This window comes from Micromonospora sp. C51 (assembly GCF_018070435.1).
Classification (GTDB): domain Bacteria; phylum Actinomycetota; class Actinomycetes; order Mycobacteriales; family Micromonosporaceae; genus Micromonospora; species Micromonospora sediminimaris.
Genome location: NZ_JAGPXQ010000006.1, coordinates 182,796 through 197,993, shown reverse-complemented (window position 1 = coordinate 197,993; position 15,198 = coordinate 182,796). Strand labels below are relative to the sequence as shown.

Annotated in this window: 13 protein-coding genes and 1 pseudogene; 4 read left to right on the top strand and 10 right to left on the bottom strand. The window is 72.4% G+C overall.

Translation table 11 applies throughout. The features are described 5' to 3' along the window. Nucleotides 1–15: 15 nt before the first annotated feature. Nucleotides 16–1,485, bottom strand: a complete 1,470-nt coding sequence (locus KBX50_RS10455) for an NAD(P)H-hydrate dehydratase (RefSeq protein WP_210936584.1) — start codon at nt 1,483–1,485, stop codon at nt 16–18. Between the two features lie 192 nt (nt 1,486–1,677). On the opposite strand from KBX50_RS10455, the gene KBX50_RS10450 reads away from it, so the two are divergent. Both KBX50_RS10450 and KBX50_RS10445 read left to right on the top strand, forming a co-directional pair. Continuing rightward, nucleotides 1,678–1,977 carry a type VII secretion target gene (locus tag KBX50_RS10450; RefSeq protein ID WP_210936581.1) on the top strand — a complete coding sequence of 100 codons (300 nt, stop codon included), beginning with the start codon at nt 1,678–1,680 and terminating at the stop codon, nt 1,975–1,977. Continuing rightward, a complete protein-coding gene (locus KBX50_RS10445) occupies nt 1,974–3,572 on the top strand; it encodes an alpha/beta hydrolase (RefSeq protein WP_210936579.1) in 1,599 nt (532 codons plus the stop codon). The genes KBX50_RS10450 and KBX50_RS10445 overlap by 4 nt, the downstream gene beginning before the upstream one ends. Before the next feature lie 45 nt (nt 3,573–3,617). On the opposite strand, the gene glmS is transcribed toward KBX50_RS10445, so the two are convergent. Then, a complete protein-coding gene (gene glmS / locus KBX50_RS10440; RefSeq protein WP_210936577.1) occupies nt 3,618–5,531 on the bottom strand; it encodes a glutamine--fructose-6-phosphate transaminase (isomerizing) in 1,914 nt (637 codons plus the stop codon). 157 nt (nt 5,532–5,688) lie between these two features. Between glmS and KBX50_RS10435 the strand changes: the two genes are divergently transcribed. Further along, nucleotides 5,689–6,882 (top strand): pyridoxal phosphate-dependent aminotransferase, encoded by a 1,194-nt coding sequence (locus KBX50_RS10435; RefSeq protein ID WP_210936575.1) that lies wholly within the window; start codon nt 5,689–5,691, stop codon nt 6,880–6,882. 11 nt (nt 6,883–6,893) lie between these two features. Here KBX50_RS10435 and KBX50_RS10430 read toward each other — a convergent pair whose 3' ends face one another. The 8 genes from KBX50_RS10430 to KBX50_RS10395 all read right to left on the bottom strand — a co-directional run bounded on the left by KBX50_RS10430 (nt 6,894) and on the right by KBX50_RS10395 (nt 13,476). Then, a complete protein-coding gene (locus KBX50_RS10430; protein WP_210936574.1) occupies nt 6,894–7,838 on the bottom strand; it encodes a hypothetical protein in 945 nt (314 codons plus the stop codon). Between the two features lie 274 nt (nt 7,839–8,112). Continuing rightward, nucleotides 8,113–9,465, bottom strand: a complete 1,353-nt coding sequence (gene glmM, locus KBX50_RS10425) for a phosphoglucosamine mutase (protein ID WP_210936573.1) — start codon at nt 9,463–9,465, stop codon at nt 8,113–8,115. A 133-nt stretch (nt 9,466–9,598) separates the two neighbouring features. After that, on the bottom strand, nt 9,599–10,063 hold the full coding sequence (gene rpsI / locus KBX50_RS10420) for a 30S ribosomal protein S9 (RefSeq protein WP_018784602.1): 465 nt from the start codon (nt 10,061–10,063) through the stop codon (nt 9,599–9,601). 20 nt (nt 10,064–10,083) lie between these two features. Further along, nucleotides 10,084–10,527 (bottom strand): 50S ribosomal protein L13, encoded by a 444-nt coding sequence (gene rplM, locus KBX50_RS10415; RefSeq protein ID WP_093411456.1) that lies wholly within the window; start codon nt 10,525–10,527, stop codon nt 10,084–10,086. Between the two features lie 208 nt (nt 10,528–10,735). Next, on the bottom strand, nt 10,736–12,103 hold the full coding sequence (locus tag KBX50_RS10410) for a NarK family nitrate/nitrite MFS transporter (protein WP_210936572.1): 1,368 nt from the start codon (nt 12,101–12,103) through the stop codon (nt 10,736–10,738). A 107-nt stretch (nt 12,104–12,210) separates the two neighbouring features. Further along, nucleotides 12,211–12,555, bottom strand: a complete 345-nt coding sequence (locus KBX50_RS10405) for a type II toxin-antitoxin system PemK/MazF family toxin (RefSeq protein WP_210936571.1) — start codon at nt 12,553–12,555, stop codon at nt 12,211–12,213. Further along, entirely contained in the window at nt 12,494–12,751 is a 258-nt protein-coding gene (locus KBX50_RS10400) for a DUF6364 family protein (RefSeq protein ID WP_093411463.1), read from the bottom strand. The genes KBX50_RS10405 and KBX50_RS10400 overlap by 62 nt, the downstream gene beginning before the upstream one ends. 32 nt (nt 12,752–12,783) lie before the next feature. Next, complete coding sequence (locus KBX50_RS10395) at nt 12,784–13,476, bottom strand: trans-aconitate 2-methyltransferase (RefSeq protein WP_210936570.1); 693 nt, start codon at nt 13,474–13,476, stop codon at nt 12,784–12,786. A 237-nt stretch (nt 13,477–13,713) separates the two neighbouring features. On the opposite strand from KBX50_RS10395, the pseudogene KBX50_RS33790 reads away from it, so the two are divergent. Then, nucleotides 13,714–15,118, top strand: a pseudogene (locus KBX50_RS33790) (molybdopterin oxidoreductase family protein); the annotation flags it as partial. Nucleotides 15,119–15,198: the final 80 nt, after the last annotated feature.

Below are 15,198 nucleotides of genomic sequence, written 5' to 3'. Positions count from 1 at the left end.
CAACCCGGCGGGTACTCAGGGCAGACGGGCCAGCACGGGACGCAGCGCGACGGCGACGTCCGGCGCGGTCACCGGGCCGCTGCGGGCCGCTTCCCGGCCGGCCAGCCCGTGCAGGTACGCCGCCGCCGCGGCGGCCCGCTCGGCCGGCAGCCCGGCCGCGAGCAACGAACCGAGCAGTCCGGCAAGCACATCGCCGGTGCCACCGGTGGCCAACGCGGGGGTGCCGGTCGGATTGACGTACGCCCGCCCGTCCGGCGTGCCGACCACCGTGCGATCCCCCTTGAGCAGCACCACCGCGTTCATCCAGGCGGCCAGTCGAAGCGTGGCGGCGATCCGGTCCGCGCCCGGCTCCTCCCCGCAGAGCCGGGTGAACTCCCGATCGTGCGGGGTGACCACGATCGGCGCATCCCGTCCGCGCAGCTGGTCGGCGAGGGAACCGTCGACCAGCAGGGTCAACGCGTCGGCGTCCAGCACCACCGGCACCGGGGCGGCGAGCACGGTCCGTAGCTCGGTGGCCGCCCGCTCGTCGGTGCCCAGCCCCGACCCGCACACCCACGCCTGTACCCGGCCGGCGTCGGAGACCCGGCCGGTGGCGATCACCGAGGGATGCTGGCGGACCACCTCGTCGCGGGCACCCCCGGCGTAACGGACCAGGCCGGTCGGGCCGGCCAGCGCGCCGCCGACGGAGAGCACCGCCGCACCCGGGTACGTCGCGGAGCCGGTGGCCACCCCGACCACCCCGCGGGTGTACTTCTCCGAGCTGGAGCCGAGCCTCGGGTACCAGTCGGCCACGTCCGACCACTCCACAAGGTGCAGCGCGGGGCTGCCGCGTAGCCACGGCACCAACCCGATGTCGACCAGTTCCACCTCGCCGGCCAACGCGGCGGCGGGACCGACCGCCAGGGCCGGCTTCAGCGCGCCGAAGGCCACCGTCACGTCGGCGCGCACCGCGTTCGGACGGCCGGACGGCGTCAACGGCACCGCCCCGGTGTCCACCGCGACGCCACTGGGCACGTCCACCGCCACGACCGTCGCCCGCTCGCCGTCCCGTCCCCGGTGCCGCAGCAGACTCGCCGCCAACTGCTCGGCGGTCTCCCGCAGGCCACCGCGACCGCCGATGCCGACGATCCCGTCGAGCACCACGTCGACCACGGCCGGCGGTCGCGACACGATCCGTCCCCCGGCGGCACGCAGCGCGGCCAGCCCTTCGCCGTGCACCCGATCCGGGGTGAGCAGCAACGCCGACACGGCGGCGCCGCGCCGGGCCAGCCGGGCACCCGCGTACAGGGTGTCACCGCCGTTGTCACCGGAGCCGACGAGCAGCAGCACCGGCGCGGCGTACACCCCGCCCCGCTCGGCGAGCAGCAGCGCGCAGCGGCGGGCCAGCCCGGCGGCGGCGCGTTGCATCAGTGTGCCGGGCGGCACCGTGGCCATCAGCGCGGCCTCCGCCGCGCGTACGTCCGCGACCCGCCAGACCGGTCTCATGCCACACCCCGTTTCCCGATCACCCGGCCAACCCTACCGGCGTGGCGGCGGCAAGATAGCTGTCGGCGGCGGGCCCGGCAACACCTGTGGACAAACCGGAGGTACGCCCACCGCCGGCTGTCCACAGGGCACGGCCACCGGTCCCACCAGCGCCTAGCGTCTGCGTCGTGCTGACGCCAGGCGGGAGGAACGATGGCCGAGGGGAAGCTGGCCGTACGGCCGGAACTGCTGCACCGGGTCGGGCGGTCGCTGGGTGACACCGGCTACCGGCTGGCGCACGGGTTGGCCGGCGGGCGAGGGCTGGCCGCACCGACCCGGGGGGAATGGTCGACGGCCGGGGCGCTCGCCGGCCTGGAGGCGGCCGTGCACGCCTGGTCCGGCCGGCTCGGTGCCCGGGTCGCGGAGACCGGCGACGGGGTGCGCGCCGCCGCCGGGGCGTACGAGTCGGTGGACGCCAGGGCCGCCGCCCGACTCTCCGACCTGCCCCGATGAGCGCACCGGGGTCTGTCGGTTACGCCCGGCTCTCCATGGTCGACCCGGCGGCGTGGCGGGCCACCGGATCGGCCTGGGCGAGCCTGGCCGGGGTGGCCGAACGGCGGGCCGGTGAGCTCGCCGACGGCAGCGCCGCCCTGCGCACCGGCTGGTCCGGCAGTGCCGCCGAGTCGGCCGGTGCCCGGTTGACCGGTCTGCGCGACGAGCTGGTCGCGCTGGTGCCGGCCGCGATCGAGACCGATCAGGTGCTCGCCGAGTTCGCCACCCGGCTGGTGGCCGCCCGGGCTCGGCTGGCGGCGGCCGTGACGTTGGCCGCCGCCAGCGGTGTGCTGATCGACCGCCGGGGTGGCGTACGCCCCGATCCCACTCGGCTGCCGTCCGACCGCACCGGCGCGACGGTGGCCCAGGTGGTCACGGCCCTGCGGGAAGCCCTCGACCTGGCCGCCACGGCCGACGCGGAGGCCACGACGCGCCTGGTGCGGCTGACCGAGGCCGCCGGTACCGGCTGGACGGCCCGGCCCCCGGCGTACCGGCCACCGCCGAACGCCGAGCCGGCTCTGGTGCGACGCTGGTGGGCCGGGCTCAGCCCGGCCGAGCGCCGCTGGTTGGTGGTGCACGAGCCGGAGCAGACCGGGCGCCTCGACGGGGTGCCGGCCGATGCCCGCGACCAGGCCAACCGGATGCTGCTCGCGGCCCGGCGAGCGGCACTTGTCGAACGGTGGGAGCAGTTGCTGGCCCGGGTGCCGCGCGGCCCGCTGGAAGTGGCCGGGCTGCGGGACGTCGAGGCCGCGCTGTCCGGGCTGGACGCACTCGTCGCCCGGCTGGAGTCCGCCGAGCAGCCACGGGCGTACCTGCTGGGCCTGGACGTCGGTGGCGAGGGGCGGGCGGTGGTGGCGCTGGGCAACCCGGACCGAGCCTCCGATGTGCTCACCTACGTCCCCGGGATGACCGCCGGGCTCGACGACGCCACCGGCGAGTTGGGCCGGGCGGCACGGGTGCTGGCCCGGGGTGCCGAGCTGGCACCGGCGGCGCAGACCTCGGCGGTGCTCTGGCTGGATTACGACGCCCCGGATTTCCTGCACGAGGCGGCCTGGGACGGGCAGGCCCGCGCGGCCGGGGAGGCGCTGCACCGGTTCCAGGAGGGTCTCCGGGCCACCCACGACGGCCCGCCGGCCCGGCAGACCGTGCTCGGGCACAGCTACGGGTCGCTGGTGGTGGGCAGCGCGGCTCGCGACCATGGCCTCGCCGCCGACGCACTGGTCTTCGTCGGCTCACCCGGGGTCGGCGTGACGCACGCGGCCGACCTGGGGTTGCCACCCGGGCAGGTGTGGGCGAGCACCGCACCGGACGACGTGATCCGACTGACCCGCCCACCGGACGAATTGGCCCTGCGGGCGGCGCTCGGTGCCTCGCCGGTCGGCACCATCGCCAGCTGGCTGGCCGGGCCGAGCGACGAACTGTGGTTCGGGCGCGACCCGGCCGAGCCGAGCTTCGGCGCCCGGACGTTCCCCAGCGGCCGGTACGGCCACACCGGCTACTGGCATCCGGACAATCCGGCGCTGGACGGCATGGCGCGGGTGATGCTGGGGCGCTGAAGCCGGTACCGGCGGCCGGGTCGACCGCCGTTGCCCGGCCGTCGGCTACTCCACGGTGACGGACTTGGCCAGGTTGCGCGGCTGGTCGACGTCGTGTCCCCGGGCGGCGGCGATCTCGGCCGCGAACACCTGCAACGGCACGGTGGTCACCAGCGGCGCGAGCAGCGTCGGCGTACGCGGCACGTGGATCAGGTGATCGGCGTAACGGACCACCGATTCGTCGCCCTCCTCGGCGATGACGATGGTGCGGGCGCCCCGCGCGCGTACCTCCTGGATGTTGGAGACGACCTTGTCGTGCAGCATGCCCCGGCCCACCGGAGAGGGGACGATGCAGATCACCGGGGTGCCCTTGTCGATGAGCGAGATCGGGCCGTGCTTCAGCTCACCCGCGGCGAAGCCCTCGGCGTGCATGTACGCCAGCTCCTTGAGCTTCAGCGCGCCCTCCAACGCCACCGGGTAGCCGACGTGCCGGCCGATGAACAGCACGGTCGACTCGGTACGCAGCTCGCGGGCCAGCTCGCGCACCGGCTCGATCCGCCCGAGCAGCTCGCGCAGCTTGTCCGGCACCCGGTGGAGCTGCTCGACCACGGCCGCCACCTCGTCGGCGTACTTGACGCCGCGCACCTGCGCCAGGTGCAACCCGATTAGGTAGCAGGCGATCACCTGGGTGAGGAACGCCTTGGTGGAGGCGACGGCGATCTCCGGGCCGCCGTGGGTGTAGAGGACGGCGTCGGACTCCCGGGGGATGGTGGAGCCGTTGGTGTTGCAGATGGCCAGCACCCGGGCCTTCTGGTCCTTGGCGTGCCGCAGCGCCATCAGGGTGTCCATGGTCTCGCCGGACTGCGAGATCACCACGATCAGGGTGGACCGGTCCAGCACCGGGTCGCGGTAACGGAACTCGCTGGCCAGCTCCACCTCGCAGGGAATCCGGGTCCAGTGCTCGATGGCGTACTTGGCCACCATCCCGGCGTGGTAGGAGGTGCCGCAGGCGACGATGAAGATCTTGTCGACGTCACGCAGGTCCTGGTCGCTGAGGCGGACCTCGTCGAGCATGATCTCGCCGGTCTCGGTCAACCGTCCGAGCAGCGTGTCGGCGACCGCCTGCGGCTGCTCCTCGATCTCCTTGAGCATGAACCAGTCGTAGCCACCCTTCTCGGCGGCGGAGGAGTCCCAGTCGATGTGGAAGTCCTTGCCGCTGGCCGGCTGACCCTCGAAGTCGGTGATCTCGATGCTCTCGGCGGTGATCAGCACGATCTGGTCCTGGCCCAGCTCGACCGCGTCCCGGGTGTGCTCGATGAACGCGGCGACGTCACTGGCGAGGTAGTTCTCCCCGTCGCCGCGACCGACGACCAGGGGCGAGTTGCGGCGGGCGCCGACCACCGCGCCGGGAATCGCCGAGTCGACGGCGAGCAGCGTGAAGGCGCCCTCCAGCCGCTGACAGACCACCCGCATGGCCGCGGTCAACAGCTGCGGCCCGTCCGGCTGGCCGGCCGCACGCAGGTCGGTCAGGGCGGCGGAGAGCAGGTGCGCGGCGCACTCGGTGTCGGTGTCGCTGGTGAAGGTGACGCCCTCGTCCTCCAGCTCGGCACGGAGCTTGGCGAAGTTCTCGATGATGCCGTTGTGGATCACCGCTACCCGCCCGTCGGGGGACAGGTGCGGATGGGCGTTGCGGTCCGTGGGACCGCCGTGCGTGGCCCACCGGGTGTGTCCGATGCCGGTGGTGCCGTCGCCGATGCCGATCGGGCTCGCGCCGCAGCCGGCCGGGTCCTCGGCCGCCCGCTCGGAGAGCACCTTCTCCAGGTTCGCCAGCTTGCCGGCCTTCTTCTCGGTCAACAGCGCCCCGTCGCAGACGACGGCGACGCCGGCCGAGTCGTAGCCGCGGTATTCCAGCCGCCGCAAACCGTCGAGCACGATGCCGAGCGCCGGTCGGGCACCGGCGTAACCCACGATTCCACACATGGCTCGGAGCCTAACCAGTTTCGCTCACGTTGTCTGCTTGAAACCGGGGTAAACAATCACTGAATTTGAGCGATCTGGCGATGGTGGCGATCGGAGCGACAAAGCACGCGCTCGGGTGGCGGGCGGTTCGGCTCGTCGCACCCGTACCCTGACGGGCGTGACGAGCAGCGATGTCGACCCGCTGGTGGCCCGGATGCGCCCGTTCGGGACGACGATCTTCGCCGAGATGTCCGCCCTCGCGGTGCGTACCGGCGCGGTGAACCTCGGGCAGGGTTTCCCGGACACCGACGGCCCGCCCGAGATGCTCGCCGCCGCGGCGGAGGCCCTGGCCGCCGGCCGCAACCAGTACCCGCCCGGCCCCGGCGTCCCCGAACTACGGGCGGCGGTGGCCGCGCACCAGCGCCGCTTCTGGGGGCTGGAGTACGACCCGGACGGCGAGGTGGTGGTGACCGCCGGTGCCACCGAAGCCATCGCCGCGGCCATCCTCGCCCTCTGCGAACCCGGTGACGAGGTGGTCTGCTTCGAGCCCTACTACGACTCGTACGCCGCCTCGATCGCCCTGGCCGGTGCGATCCGGCGACCCGTCACGCTCCGCCCCGACGCCGACGGGCGGTACGCCTTCGATCCGGCGGAGCTACGGGCCGCGTTCGGCGCGCGTACCCGGCTGGTGCTGCTGAACTCTCCGCACAACCCGACCGGCAAGGTGTTCACCCCGGACGAGCTGACCCTGGTCGCGCAGCTGTGCCAGGAGCACGACACGTACGCGGTCACCGACGAGGTGTACGAACACCTGGCCTTCACCGACGCCGTCAGCGGGCACGTGCCGCTGGCCACGGTGCCCGGGATGCGCGAGCGCACCCTGCGGATCTCCTCGGCCGGCAAGACCTTCTCCTGCACCGGCTGGAAGGTGGGCTGGGCCAGCGGGCCGGCGGCGCTGGTGTCCGCGCTGCTGCGGGTCAAACAGTTCCTCACCTACGTCAACGCCGGGCCCCTGCAACCAGCGGTGGCGGTGGCGCTCGCGCTGCCCGACGACTACTTCACCACCTTCCGGGCCGACCTACAGGCCCGCCGTGACCAACTGGTCGGCGGGCTGACCGCCGCCGGGTTCGACGTGCTAGCCCCCGAGGGCACGTATTTCGTCACCGCCGACATCACCGCCCTCGGCGGCACCGACGGCGTCGACTTCTGTCGTACGCTGCCCGAACGGTCCGGCGTGGTGGCGGTGCCCACCCAGGTCTTCTACGACGATCCCGAGGCCGGCCGGCGGCTGATCCGGTTCGCCTTCTGCAAGCGTCAGGAGGTGCTGGCCGAAGCGGTGGCCCGGCTGCGCCGGCTGCCCGAGGTCCGGTGACCGGACCGGCGTCAGTTCGGCACGTGGGCCGTACCGGTGTCGACCGGCGCCGCGCCGACCGCCGACCGCGCGGCCCGGGCCCGCCGCCGCGCCGCCGACCAGGCCAGCACCATCGCCGCGAGGAAGAGCACGGGCGCGAGCTGCGCGAGCTCGGCTGCCGAACGGATGTCGTCGGCGACCGCGAGGTAGCGGACACGCTCGGCCGCGTCCTGCCACTCCTCGGGATCCAGCCCGAGATAGTCGTGCACGAGGACGAGCGCGCAGGCCGCCGGCACCGTGACGAGCAGCAGGGGCAGCCGGCCTCGGGTCGACCGACGTAGCGCGGCCCACCAGGTCAGGGCGGCGAGTGCCAGCGTGCCGACCATGGCGAGCACCGACGCCGTGCCGAAGGTGGGCCACCAGACGTTGCGCCGGTCCAGGTCGTTCGCGGTCGCGCCGTACACGGTCAGCCAGGGCAGCGCGAGGCCGGCGAGCAGCGCCAGGGTGCCGGCCGCGGCAGCGACGATCCGACCGGAGCCGGGCCACCAGCTGGTCAGCACCACCGCGGTGAGGGCTGCCACGACGAGCACCGCGAACATCAGTCCGAAGCTTTCGTAGCCGAACCAGATGGCCCCGTAGTCCCGGTCCAGGACGGGCGTCACCTGGCGCACCACCTCAGCCCAGCGGGCGGCGCCCTCGTCCGGCGTCGACGAGAGGCGATAAGCGGCACCGGCCAGGACCATCGACATGGCCAGCAGGGCGCCACCCGCCGCGACCGTGGCGGCCCGTCCCGCGTACCCGGGCAACACCACCGAGGCCACCGTCAGCAGCACCAACGGCCCAACCAGGAGCAGATAGGCCCATCCCCACCCGCCGATATCCGTGACGCTGAGCCCGACTGTCGAGTCCTGGTAGAGGAGCGAGCCGGCCCTGCTGCCCAGTACCTCGATCGTCACCTCGGACCACGGTGTCGCCACGGAGCCGATGATCAGCCCCAGGACAATCAAGATCATGAGCAGCCGGCCCCAGCGGGCCCCGAGCCAGCTCCGCGGTGCGCTGGGCGGCGCCTCGTCCACCGCACTGTCGACGGGTTGCCCTACGGAACCAGGAGACCCTGGGTGGGACACAGTCACCCCCGTGATACGTGGTGTCCGCTCCTACGGCGGCCGGCGGTCATCGTCCCACGGCACCCTACACAGTAGGGGGACGCCGTCCGGCCACGGTGGAGCCGATCACCGCGGGCGGTCAAGGTCAGGCTGGGCTGGCGGTGCGGACGTGGGCGGCGATACGCTCGGCGACCTCGCGGGCCGTCTGCTCGGTGGCCGCCTCGACCATCACCCGGACCAGCGGCTCGGTACCCGACGGGCGCAGCAGCACCCGGCCGGTCTCGCCCAGCTCAGCCTCGGCCCGCTCGACCTCGGCGCGTACCGCCGGCGCGGCGGCACCGACGGTCCGGTCACCGACCGGCACGTTGATCAGCACCTGGGGAAGCTTGGTGACCACGCTGGCGAGGTCCGCCAGGGAGCGACCGGTGGCCGCCATCCGGGCCATCAGGTGCAGCCCGGTGAGGACACCGTCACCTGTGGTCGCGTACGCCGGCATCACGATGTGTCCGCTCTGCTCGCCGCCGAGGGCCAGCCCGGAGGCGCGCAGCTCCTCCAGCACGTACCGGTCGCCGACCTTGGTCTCGACCAGCCGGATGCCCGCCGCGGACATGGCCAGGCGCAGCCCGAGGTTGCTCATCACGGTGGCGACCAGGGTGTCCCCGGTCAGCGTGCCGGCCTCCCGCATGGCCAGCGCCAGGATCGCCATCACCTGGTCGCCGTCGACCTCGTCGCCGTCGGCGGTCACGGCCACGCACCGGTCGGCGTCGCCGTCGTGCGCGATGCCGAGTTGCGCCCCGTGCTCCACCACCGCCTGGCGCAGCGCCTCGATGTGGTTGGAGCCGCACTCGTCGTTGATGTTGAGCCCGTCCGGCTCGGCGTTGATCGCGATGACCTCGGCACCGGCTTCCCGGTAGACCGCCGGGGCCACCTCGGCGGCGGCGCCGTTGGCACAGTCGACCACGACCTTGATCCCGTCGAGGCGGTGCGCCGCGGTGCCGGCGACGTGCTGCACGTAGTGGTTCGCGCCGTCGAGCAGGTCGTGCACCCGGCCCACCCCCGCGCCGACCGGGCGCTTCCAGGCGGTGGTGGCGTTGGCCTCGATCGCCGCCTCGATCCGCATCTCGATCTCGTCGGGCAGCTTGTGCCCGCCGGCCGCGAACAGCTTGATCCCGTTGTCCGGCATCGGGTTGTGCGAGGCCGACAGCATCACCCCGAGATCGGCCTTGGCCTCCGCGGTGAGGAAAGCTACCGCCGGAGTGGGCAGCACACCCACCCGGATCACCGTCGCACCCGCGCTGGTCAGCCCGGCCACCACGGCCGCCTCAAGCATCTCGCCGCTGGCCCGGGTGTCCCGGCCCACCACGGCCAGTGGGGCGCGACCACGGTCCGACTCGGCGAGGGTGTGGGCGGCCGCCACGGCCACCGAGAGCGCCAACTCCGGGGTGAGATCGGCGTTCGCCCGCCCGCGTACGCCGTCCGTGCCGAACAACCGGCCCATACCCACCAACCTCCGATGAACTGCCGATAGAGGAAAAATGCCTTGTCGTGAGGCGACGAAACGGCCGGCCCACCGCCCCTGTCCAGGGGAGGTGAACCGGCCGTCCGTCAGAAGTACAAGGTGCGGCTGGAGATCAGCGCTTCGAGTACTGGGGAGCCTTACGGGCCTTCTTGAGGCCGTACTTCTTGCTCTCCTTGACCCGGGCGTCCCGGGTCAGGAAGCCGGCCTTCTTCAGGGCCGGGCGGTCGTCAGGCTCGCTGACGATCAGCGCCCGAGCGATGGCCAGCCGCAGCGCACCGGCCTGGCCGGTGGTGCCACCGCCACGCAGGTTGGCGATGACGTCGAACGCCTCGGGCTTCTCGGCGGTCACCAGCGGATCCTTGATCAGCTGCTGGTGCACCTTGCTCGGGAAGTACGCCTCCAGGTCACGCCCGTTGCAGGTGATCTTGCCGGTGCCCGGCACGATGCGCACCCGGACGATGGCCTCCTTGCGCCGACCCACGGTCTGGATCGGGCGGTCACCACGAGGCGCGCGCGCGACGGGCGCCGGCGCCTCGGTGGCCTCAGGGGCGACCTCGGTGGCGGTGATGTCGGTCATGCTGCTTCCTTCGCCCGCGCTCACTGCGCGATCTGCTTGATCTCGAACGGCACCGGCTGCTGCGCGCCGTGCGGGTGCTCGGCACCGGCGTAGACCTTCAGCTTCTTGATCAGCTGACGGCCGAGCTTGTTGTGCGGGAGCATCCCCTTCACCGCCAGCTCGATGGCCCGCTCGGGGCGCTTGGCCAGCAGCTCCTCGTAGCCGACCTGCTTCAGGCCACCCGGGTAACCGGAGTGCCGGTAAGCGATCTTCTGCTGGCGCTTGTTGCCGGTCAGCGCTACCTTGCCCGCGTTCACGACGACGACGAAGTCGCCCGTGTCGACGTGCGGCGCGAAAGTCGGCTTGTGCTTGCCCCGCAGCAGCGTGGCGGCGTGGGTGGCCAGGCGGCCCAGCACGACATCAGAGGCGTCGATGACGTGCCACTGACGCTCGATCTCACCCGGCTTCGGGCTGTACGTACGCACAGGTCTACCTTGTCTCGTCGTCGGTCTGGGGTAGCGCGCCGAGGTGACCGGGACATCCCAGCCGGACCAGCGCGCACGAACGACCAAGCGTACCTCAGGCGGCACGCCCACAGATGTCGTACAACAGCAGGCAACGATACCCGCAGCCCCGCCGGCCGGTCAAAACGGGGTCCGGTCGGCGGGGTTGCGGGTTCCCACATGACGGTCGTCACACCCCGGCGCGGGCCATCCGACTGCCGGGCCGCAGGTACGCCGCCCAGGTGACCACCAGCAGCACCAGGAAGAACCCCACGTAGAAGCGCAGCGCCGGCTGGATGCCCCCGTAGGTCGACCGGGCCCAGGCGTAACAGATCGGCACCAGGAATCCGCCGAAGGCGCCGACCGCGGAGATGATGCCCAGCGCACCGGCGGCCTGCCGGCGCATCGCCAGCATCACCTCCGGCGCGCCGCCCCGCTCCTCACCCTTGATCTGGAAGATCCTGCTGATCATGCGGTAGGTCGAGCCGTTGCCGACGCCGGTGGCCACGAAGAGCAGCAGGAAGGCCACGAAGAACATGCCCATGTTGCGCTGCTCGACCGACCAGAGCGCGCCCAGGGCACCGACCGCCATCAACACGAAGCTGGCCACCGTGACCCGGGCCCCACCGACGACGTCGGAGAGGCGGCCACCGAACGGCCGGCAGAGCGAGCCCACCCCCGCACCGAGGAACGCCCAGGCCAACGCGACGTCCGGCCGACCGAACACCGAGTTGAGCAGGGTGGGAAAGGCCGCCGAGTAGCCGATGAACGAGCCGAAGGTGCCGATGTACAGCAGCGACATGATCCAGGTGTCGCGGTGCCGCAGCGACGACCAGACCGGCCGCACGTCGGCCTTCGCCTCGACCAGGTTGTCCATGAACAGGTACGCGCAGACGGCGGCGATCACCGCCAGCGGGATGTACATCAGACCGGCCCGGGCCAGTGCGAGCCCGCCGCCCAGCACGATCACCTGGGGCACCACGAACTGCACGACGGCCACCCCGATGTTGCCGCCGGCGGCATTGAGCCCCAACGCCCACCCCTTCTCCCGCTCCGGGTAGAAGAACGAGATGTTGGCCATGCTGGAGGCGAAGTTGCCGCCACCGAATCCGGCCGTGGCGGCGATCAGCAGCAGCGACACGAAGCCGATCTCCGGATGCTCGACCGCCCAGGCCAGTCCGGCGCAGGGCACGATCAGCAGTAACGCGGAGATGACGGTCCAGTTGCGGCCGCCGAAGACCGGCACGGCGAAGGTGTACGGCAGGCGCAGCAGGGCACCGACTCCGCTGGGCACGGCGGTCAACCAGAGCGCCTGGCTGGTGGTGAGCTGCCATCCGGAGTCGCCGAGCCGGACGACGACGATGCTCCAGAGCAGCCACACCGAGAAGCCGATGTGCTCGGCGAAGATCGACCAGATGAGGTTGCGTCGGGCGACGCCACGGCCGGTCCGTTGCCAGAAGGCGGGATCCTCCGGTGCCCAGTGCCCGATCCACCGACCTGGTCGGCGATCCAGGCTCTCCTCTTCGATTACCGTCGGCTGCTCGCTCGTGGTGGTCATGCCGCAGAAGTTAGGGAGCCGCCGTTACCGCGGCGTTCGCCGTTCGGGTCGGATCGGCAACGTGGATCGCACCACCGTCCGACGGCGGCGGTGAGGAGCGCGTCGGCTCAGAGCTGCTGAAGGATACGCAACGCCCGGTCCACCCGCTGCATCGTCTCCGCGTCGGCGACGTCCACGCACTCGGTGAACCACTTCTTCATCGGCGAGGAGATCCGGTCGGGCATCACCACCCGGTCCCCCATCGACACCGCCAGTGGTGAGTCGCGCAGCAGTGCCGTCTCCACCACCTCGGCCACGATCACGATGGGCACCGCCGTCGAGTTGTAGACATCGGAGCTGATCACCAGGCCGAGGCGTTCCCGGGCTCCCTCGATCCGCCAGACCTCGCCCCTACGCAGCACGCGGCGGACCGCCGAAGAGCAGGTCGTCGACCATGCCGACCTCCTGAGCATCGGCCAGCGAGGCGGATTCCAGGTCCAGCCCGGCCCGCCCGACCGCGGCGGCGTGCGCGGCGAAGACCTCGCGCAGCGCCTTCTCCCGGGCTGCCTGGTCCATCCAGGCGGAGAGCGAGAGCCCCTCCTGCTTGGCGAACCGCCGGGCATCCGCGATCGTCTCGTCGGCGAACGACAGAGTCACCTTGGCTGTCATACCGGCAGACTACCCGTGGGTATGACCTCCAGTCATCCCCGACCACCGATCACGGCGAAGCGCCAGGCCTTGAAAAAGCAGTCGACGTCCGCCAGGCCCGCCTCGGTCAACCAACGGCACTGTTCCGCCACCGGGGCGGGGCGGTCGTAGGCCATCCGTTGCTCGGCTGCGGCGATCTCGTCGGCGTCGGAGCCGAGCGCCGCGACCTGTGCCAGCCACACCTCGTGGTAGCGCCGGTCCAGCTCAGGGGTCGGGGCGGCTACCTGGTCGGCGTTGACAAATACTCCGCCGGGCACCAGTGCCGCAGCCGCCCGGCCGTAGAGGTCGCGCTTGGCGGAGTCGTCCAGGTGGTGGATCGCCAACGCGCTGACCACCGCGTCGTACCGCCCGGCGGGCAGCGGTTCAGCCAGGTCGGCCACCACCATCCGGTGCGCGACGCCCCGGCCGGTGAACTGCTCGGCGGCGACGGCCAGCATCTGCGGCGCGGCGTCCACCAGGGTCAGTCGCACGCCGGGCACGGCGGCGGAGAGCAGCGACGACAGCAGGCCGGTCCCGGCGCCCAGATCGAGCACCTCGGGCGTACGCCCGGCCGCCAGGGCGGCGCGCAACGGTGGCGCGGCCACCTCGACGGCGGTGGTGTAGAACGCGTCGAAGCAGGGCACGAGCCTGCGACGGGCGGCATCGTAGCCATCCGCCACCGCGTCGAACTCCTCGGCCACACCCATGACGCCCTCCCATATTTCAGGATATCCGTTCCACATTGTAGACGGTACGAGCTGGCCCTCTGCCAAGGTGCGGTGTGAGCGGCTCTTGACAGGACCGAAACAAACGGGACGCGGACCGGAAACTGCCCAACGGCACGCTTTGCCGACATGACAGACGGTGCACGGCCGGCGACGCGACCGGGGCGCGAGCCCCGGGAGGTGGCGACCCACTGCCCGTACTGCGCCCTCCAGTGCGGGATGGTCCTGCGCGAGGAGGACGACGCGGTAAGCGTGCTACCTCGCCAGTTCCCCACCAACCGGGGCGGCCTCTGCCAGAAGGGCTGGACCTCGGCCGAACTGCTCAGCCACCCCGAACGGTTGACCAGTCCCCTGCTCCGCGACCCGGCCACCGGCGAGCTGCGCCCGGCCACCTGGGAGGCCGCGCTGGACCGGATCACCACCGGCCTTCGCGACGTGCAGGAGAAGCACGGCCGCGACGCGGTCGCCGTCTTCGGCGGGGGCGGGCTCACCAACGAGAAGGCGTACGCGTTGGGCCGGTTCGCACGGGTGGCGCTGGGCACCCGGCACATCGACTACAACGGACGGTTCTGCATGTCCTCGGCCGCGGCGGCCGGCATGCGCGCCTTCGGCGTGGACCGGGGGCTGCCGTTCCCGCTGTCCGACCTGGGTCGGGCGGACACCCTGCTGCTGGTCGGCGCGAATCCGGCGGAGACCATGCCGCCGCTGGTGCGCTGGTTGACCGAGCAACGGGAGCGGGGCGGCAAGCTGATCGTGGTCGACCCACGGGTGACCGCCACCAGCCGGCAGGCCGATCTGCACCTGCAACCGCTGCCCGGCACCGACCTGGCGGTGGCCAACGCGCTGCTGCACGTCGCCCTGACCGAGGGGTACGTCGACGGTGACTACGTCGCCACCCGTACCACCGGGTTCACCGCCGTGCGACGCACCGTCGCGGGCTGGTGGCCCGCGCGCGCCGAAGCGCTCTCCGGAGTGCCCGTGGCCGACCTGGAGGAGACCGCGCGAGCGCTCGGCACCGCCGAACGGGCGATCATCCTCACCGCCCGCGGCGCCGAACAGCACGCCAAGGGCGTCGACACCGTCACCGGCTTCGTCAACCTCGCCCTCGCGCTCGGCCTGCCCGGTCGCCCCGGCTCCGGCTACGGCTGTCTGACCGGGCAGGGCAACGGGCAGGGTGGCCGGGAGCACGGGCAGAAGGCCGACCAACTCCCCGGGTATCGCAAGATCGATGACCTGGAGGCCCGGGCCCACGTCGCGCGGGTCTGGGGGGTGCCGGCCGACGAGTTGCCCGGGCCGGGCGTGCCGGCGTACCAACTGCTCGACTCGCTCGGCACCGACCAGGGGCCACGGGCGCTGCTGGTGTTCGGCTCGAACCCGGTGGTCTCCGCACCCCGCGCCGCCCGGGTCGAGGGCCGCCTGCGCGACCTGGACCTGCTGGTCGTCGCCGACTTCCTGCTCTCCGAAACGGCGGCGTTGGCCGACGTGGTGCTGCCCACCGCCCAGTGGGCCGAGGAGGACGGCACGATGACCAACCTGGAAGGGCGGGTGCTGCGCCGCCGGGCGCTCCGTCCGCCCCCGGCAGGTGTCCGCACCGACCTGGAGATCCTGGCCGCCCTCTCCGCCCGGATGCGAGGAACACCTTCGCTCCGCGCGGTGCCGGAGAACGGCCCCGGCTCGAACCCGGGCGCACGCTCGGGCGAAGCG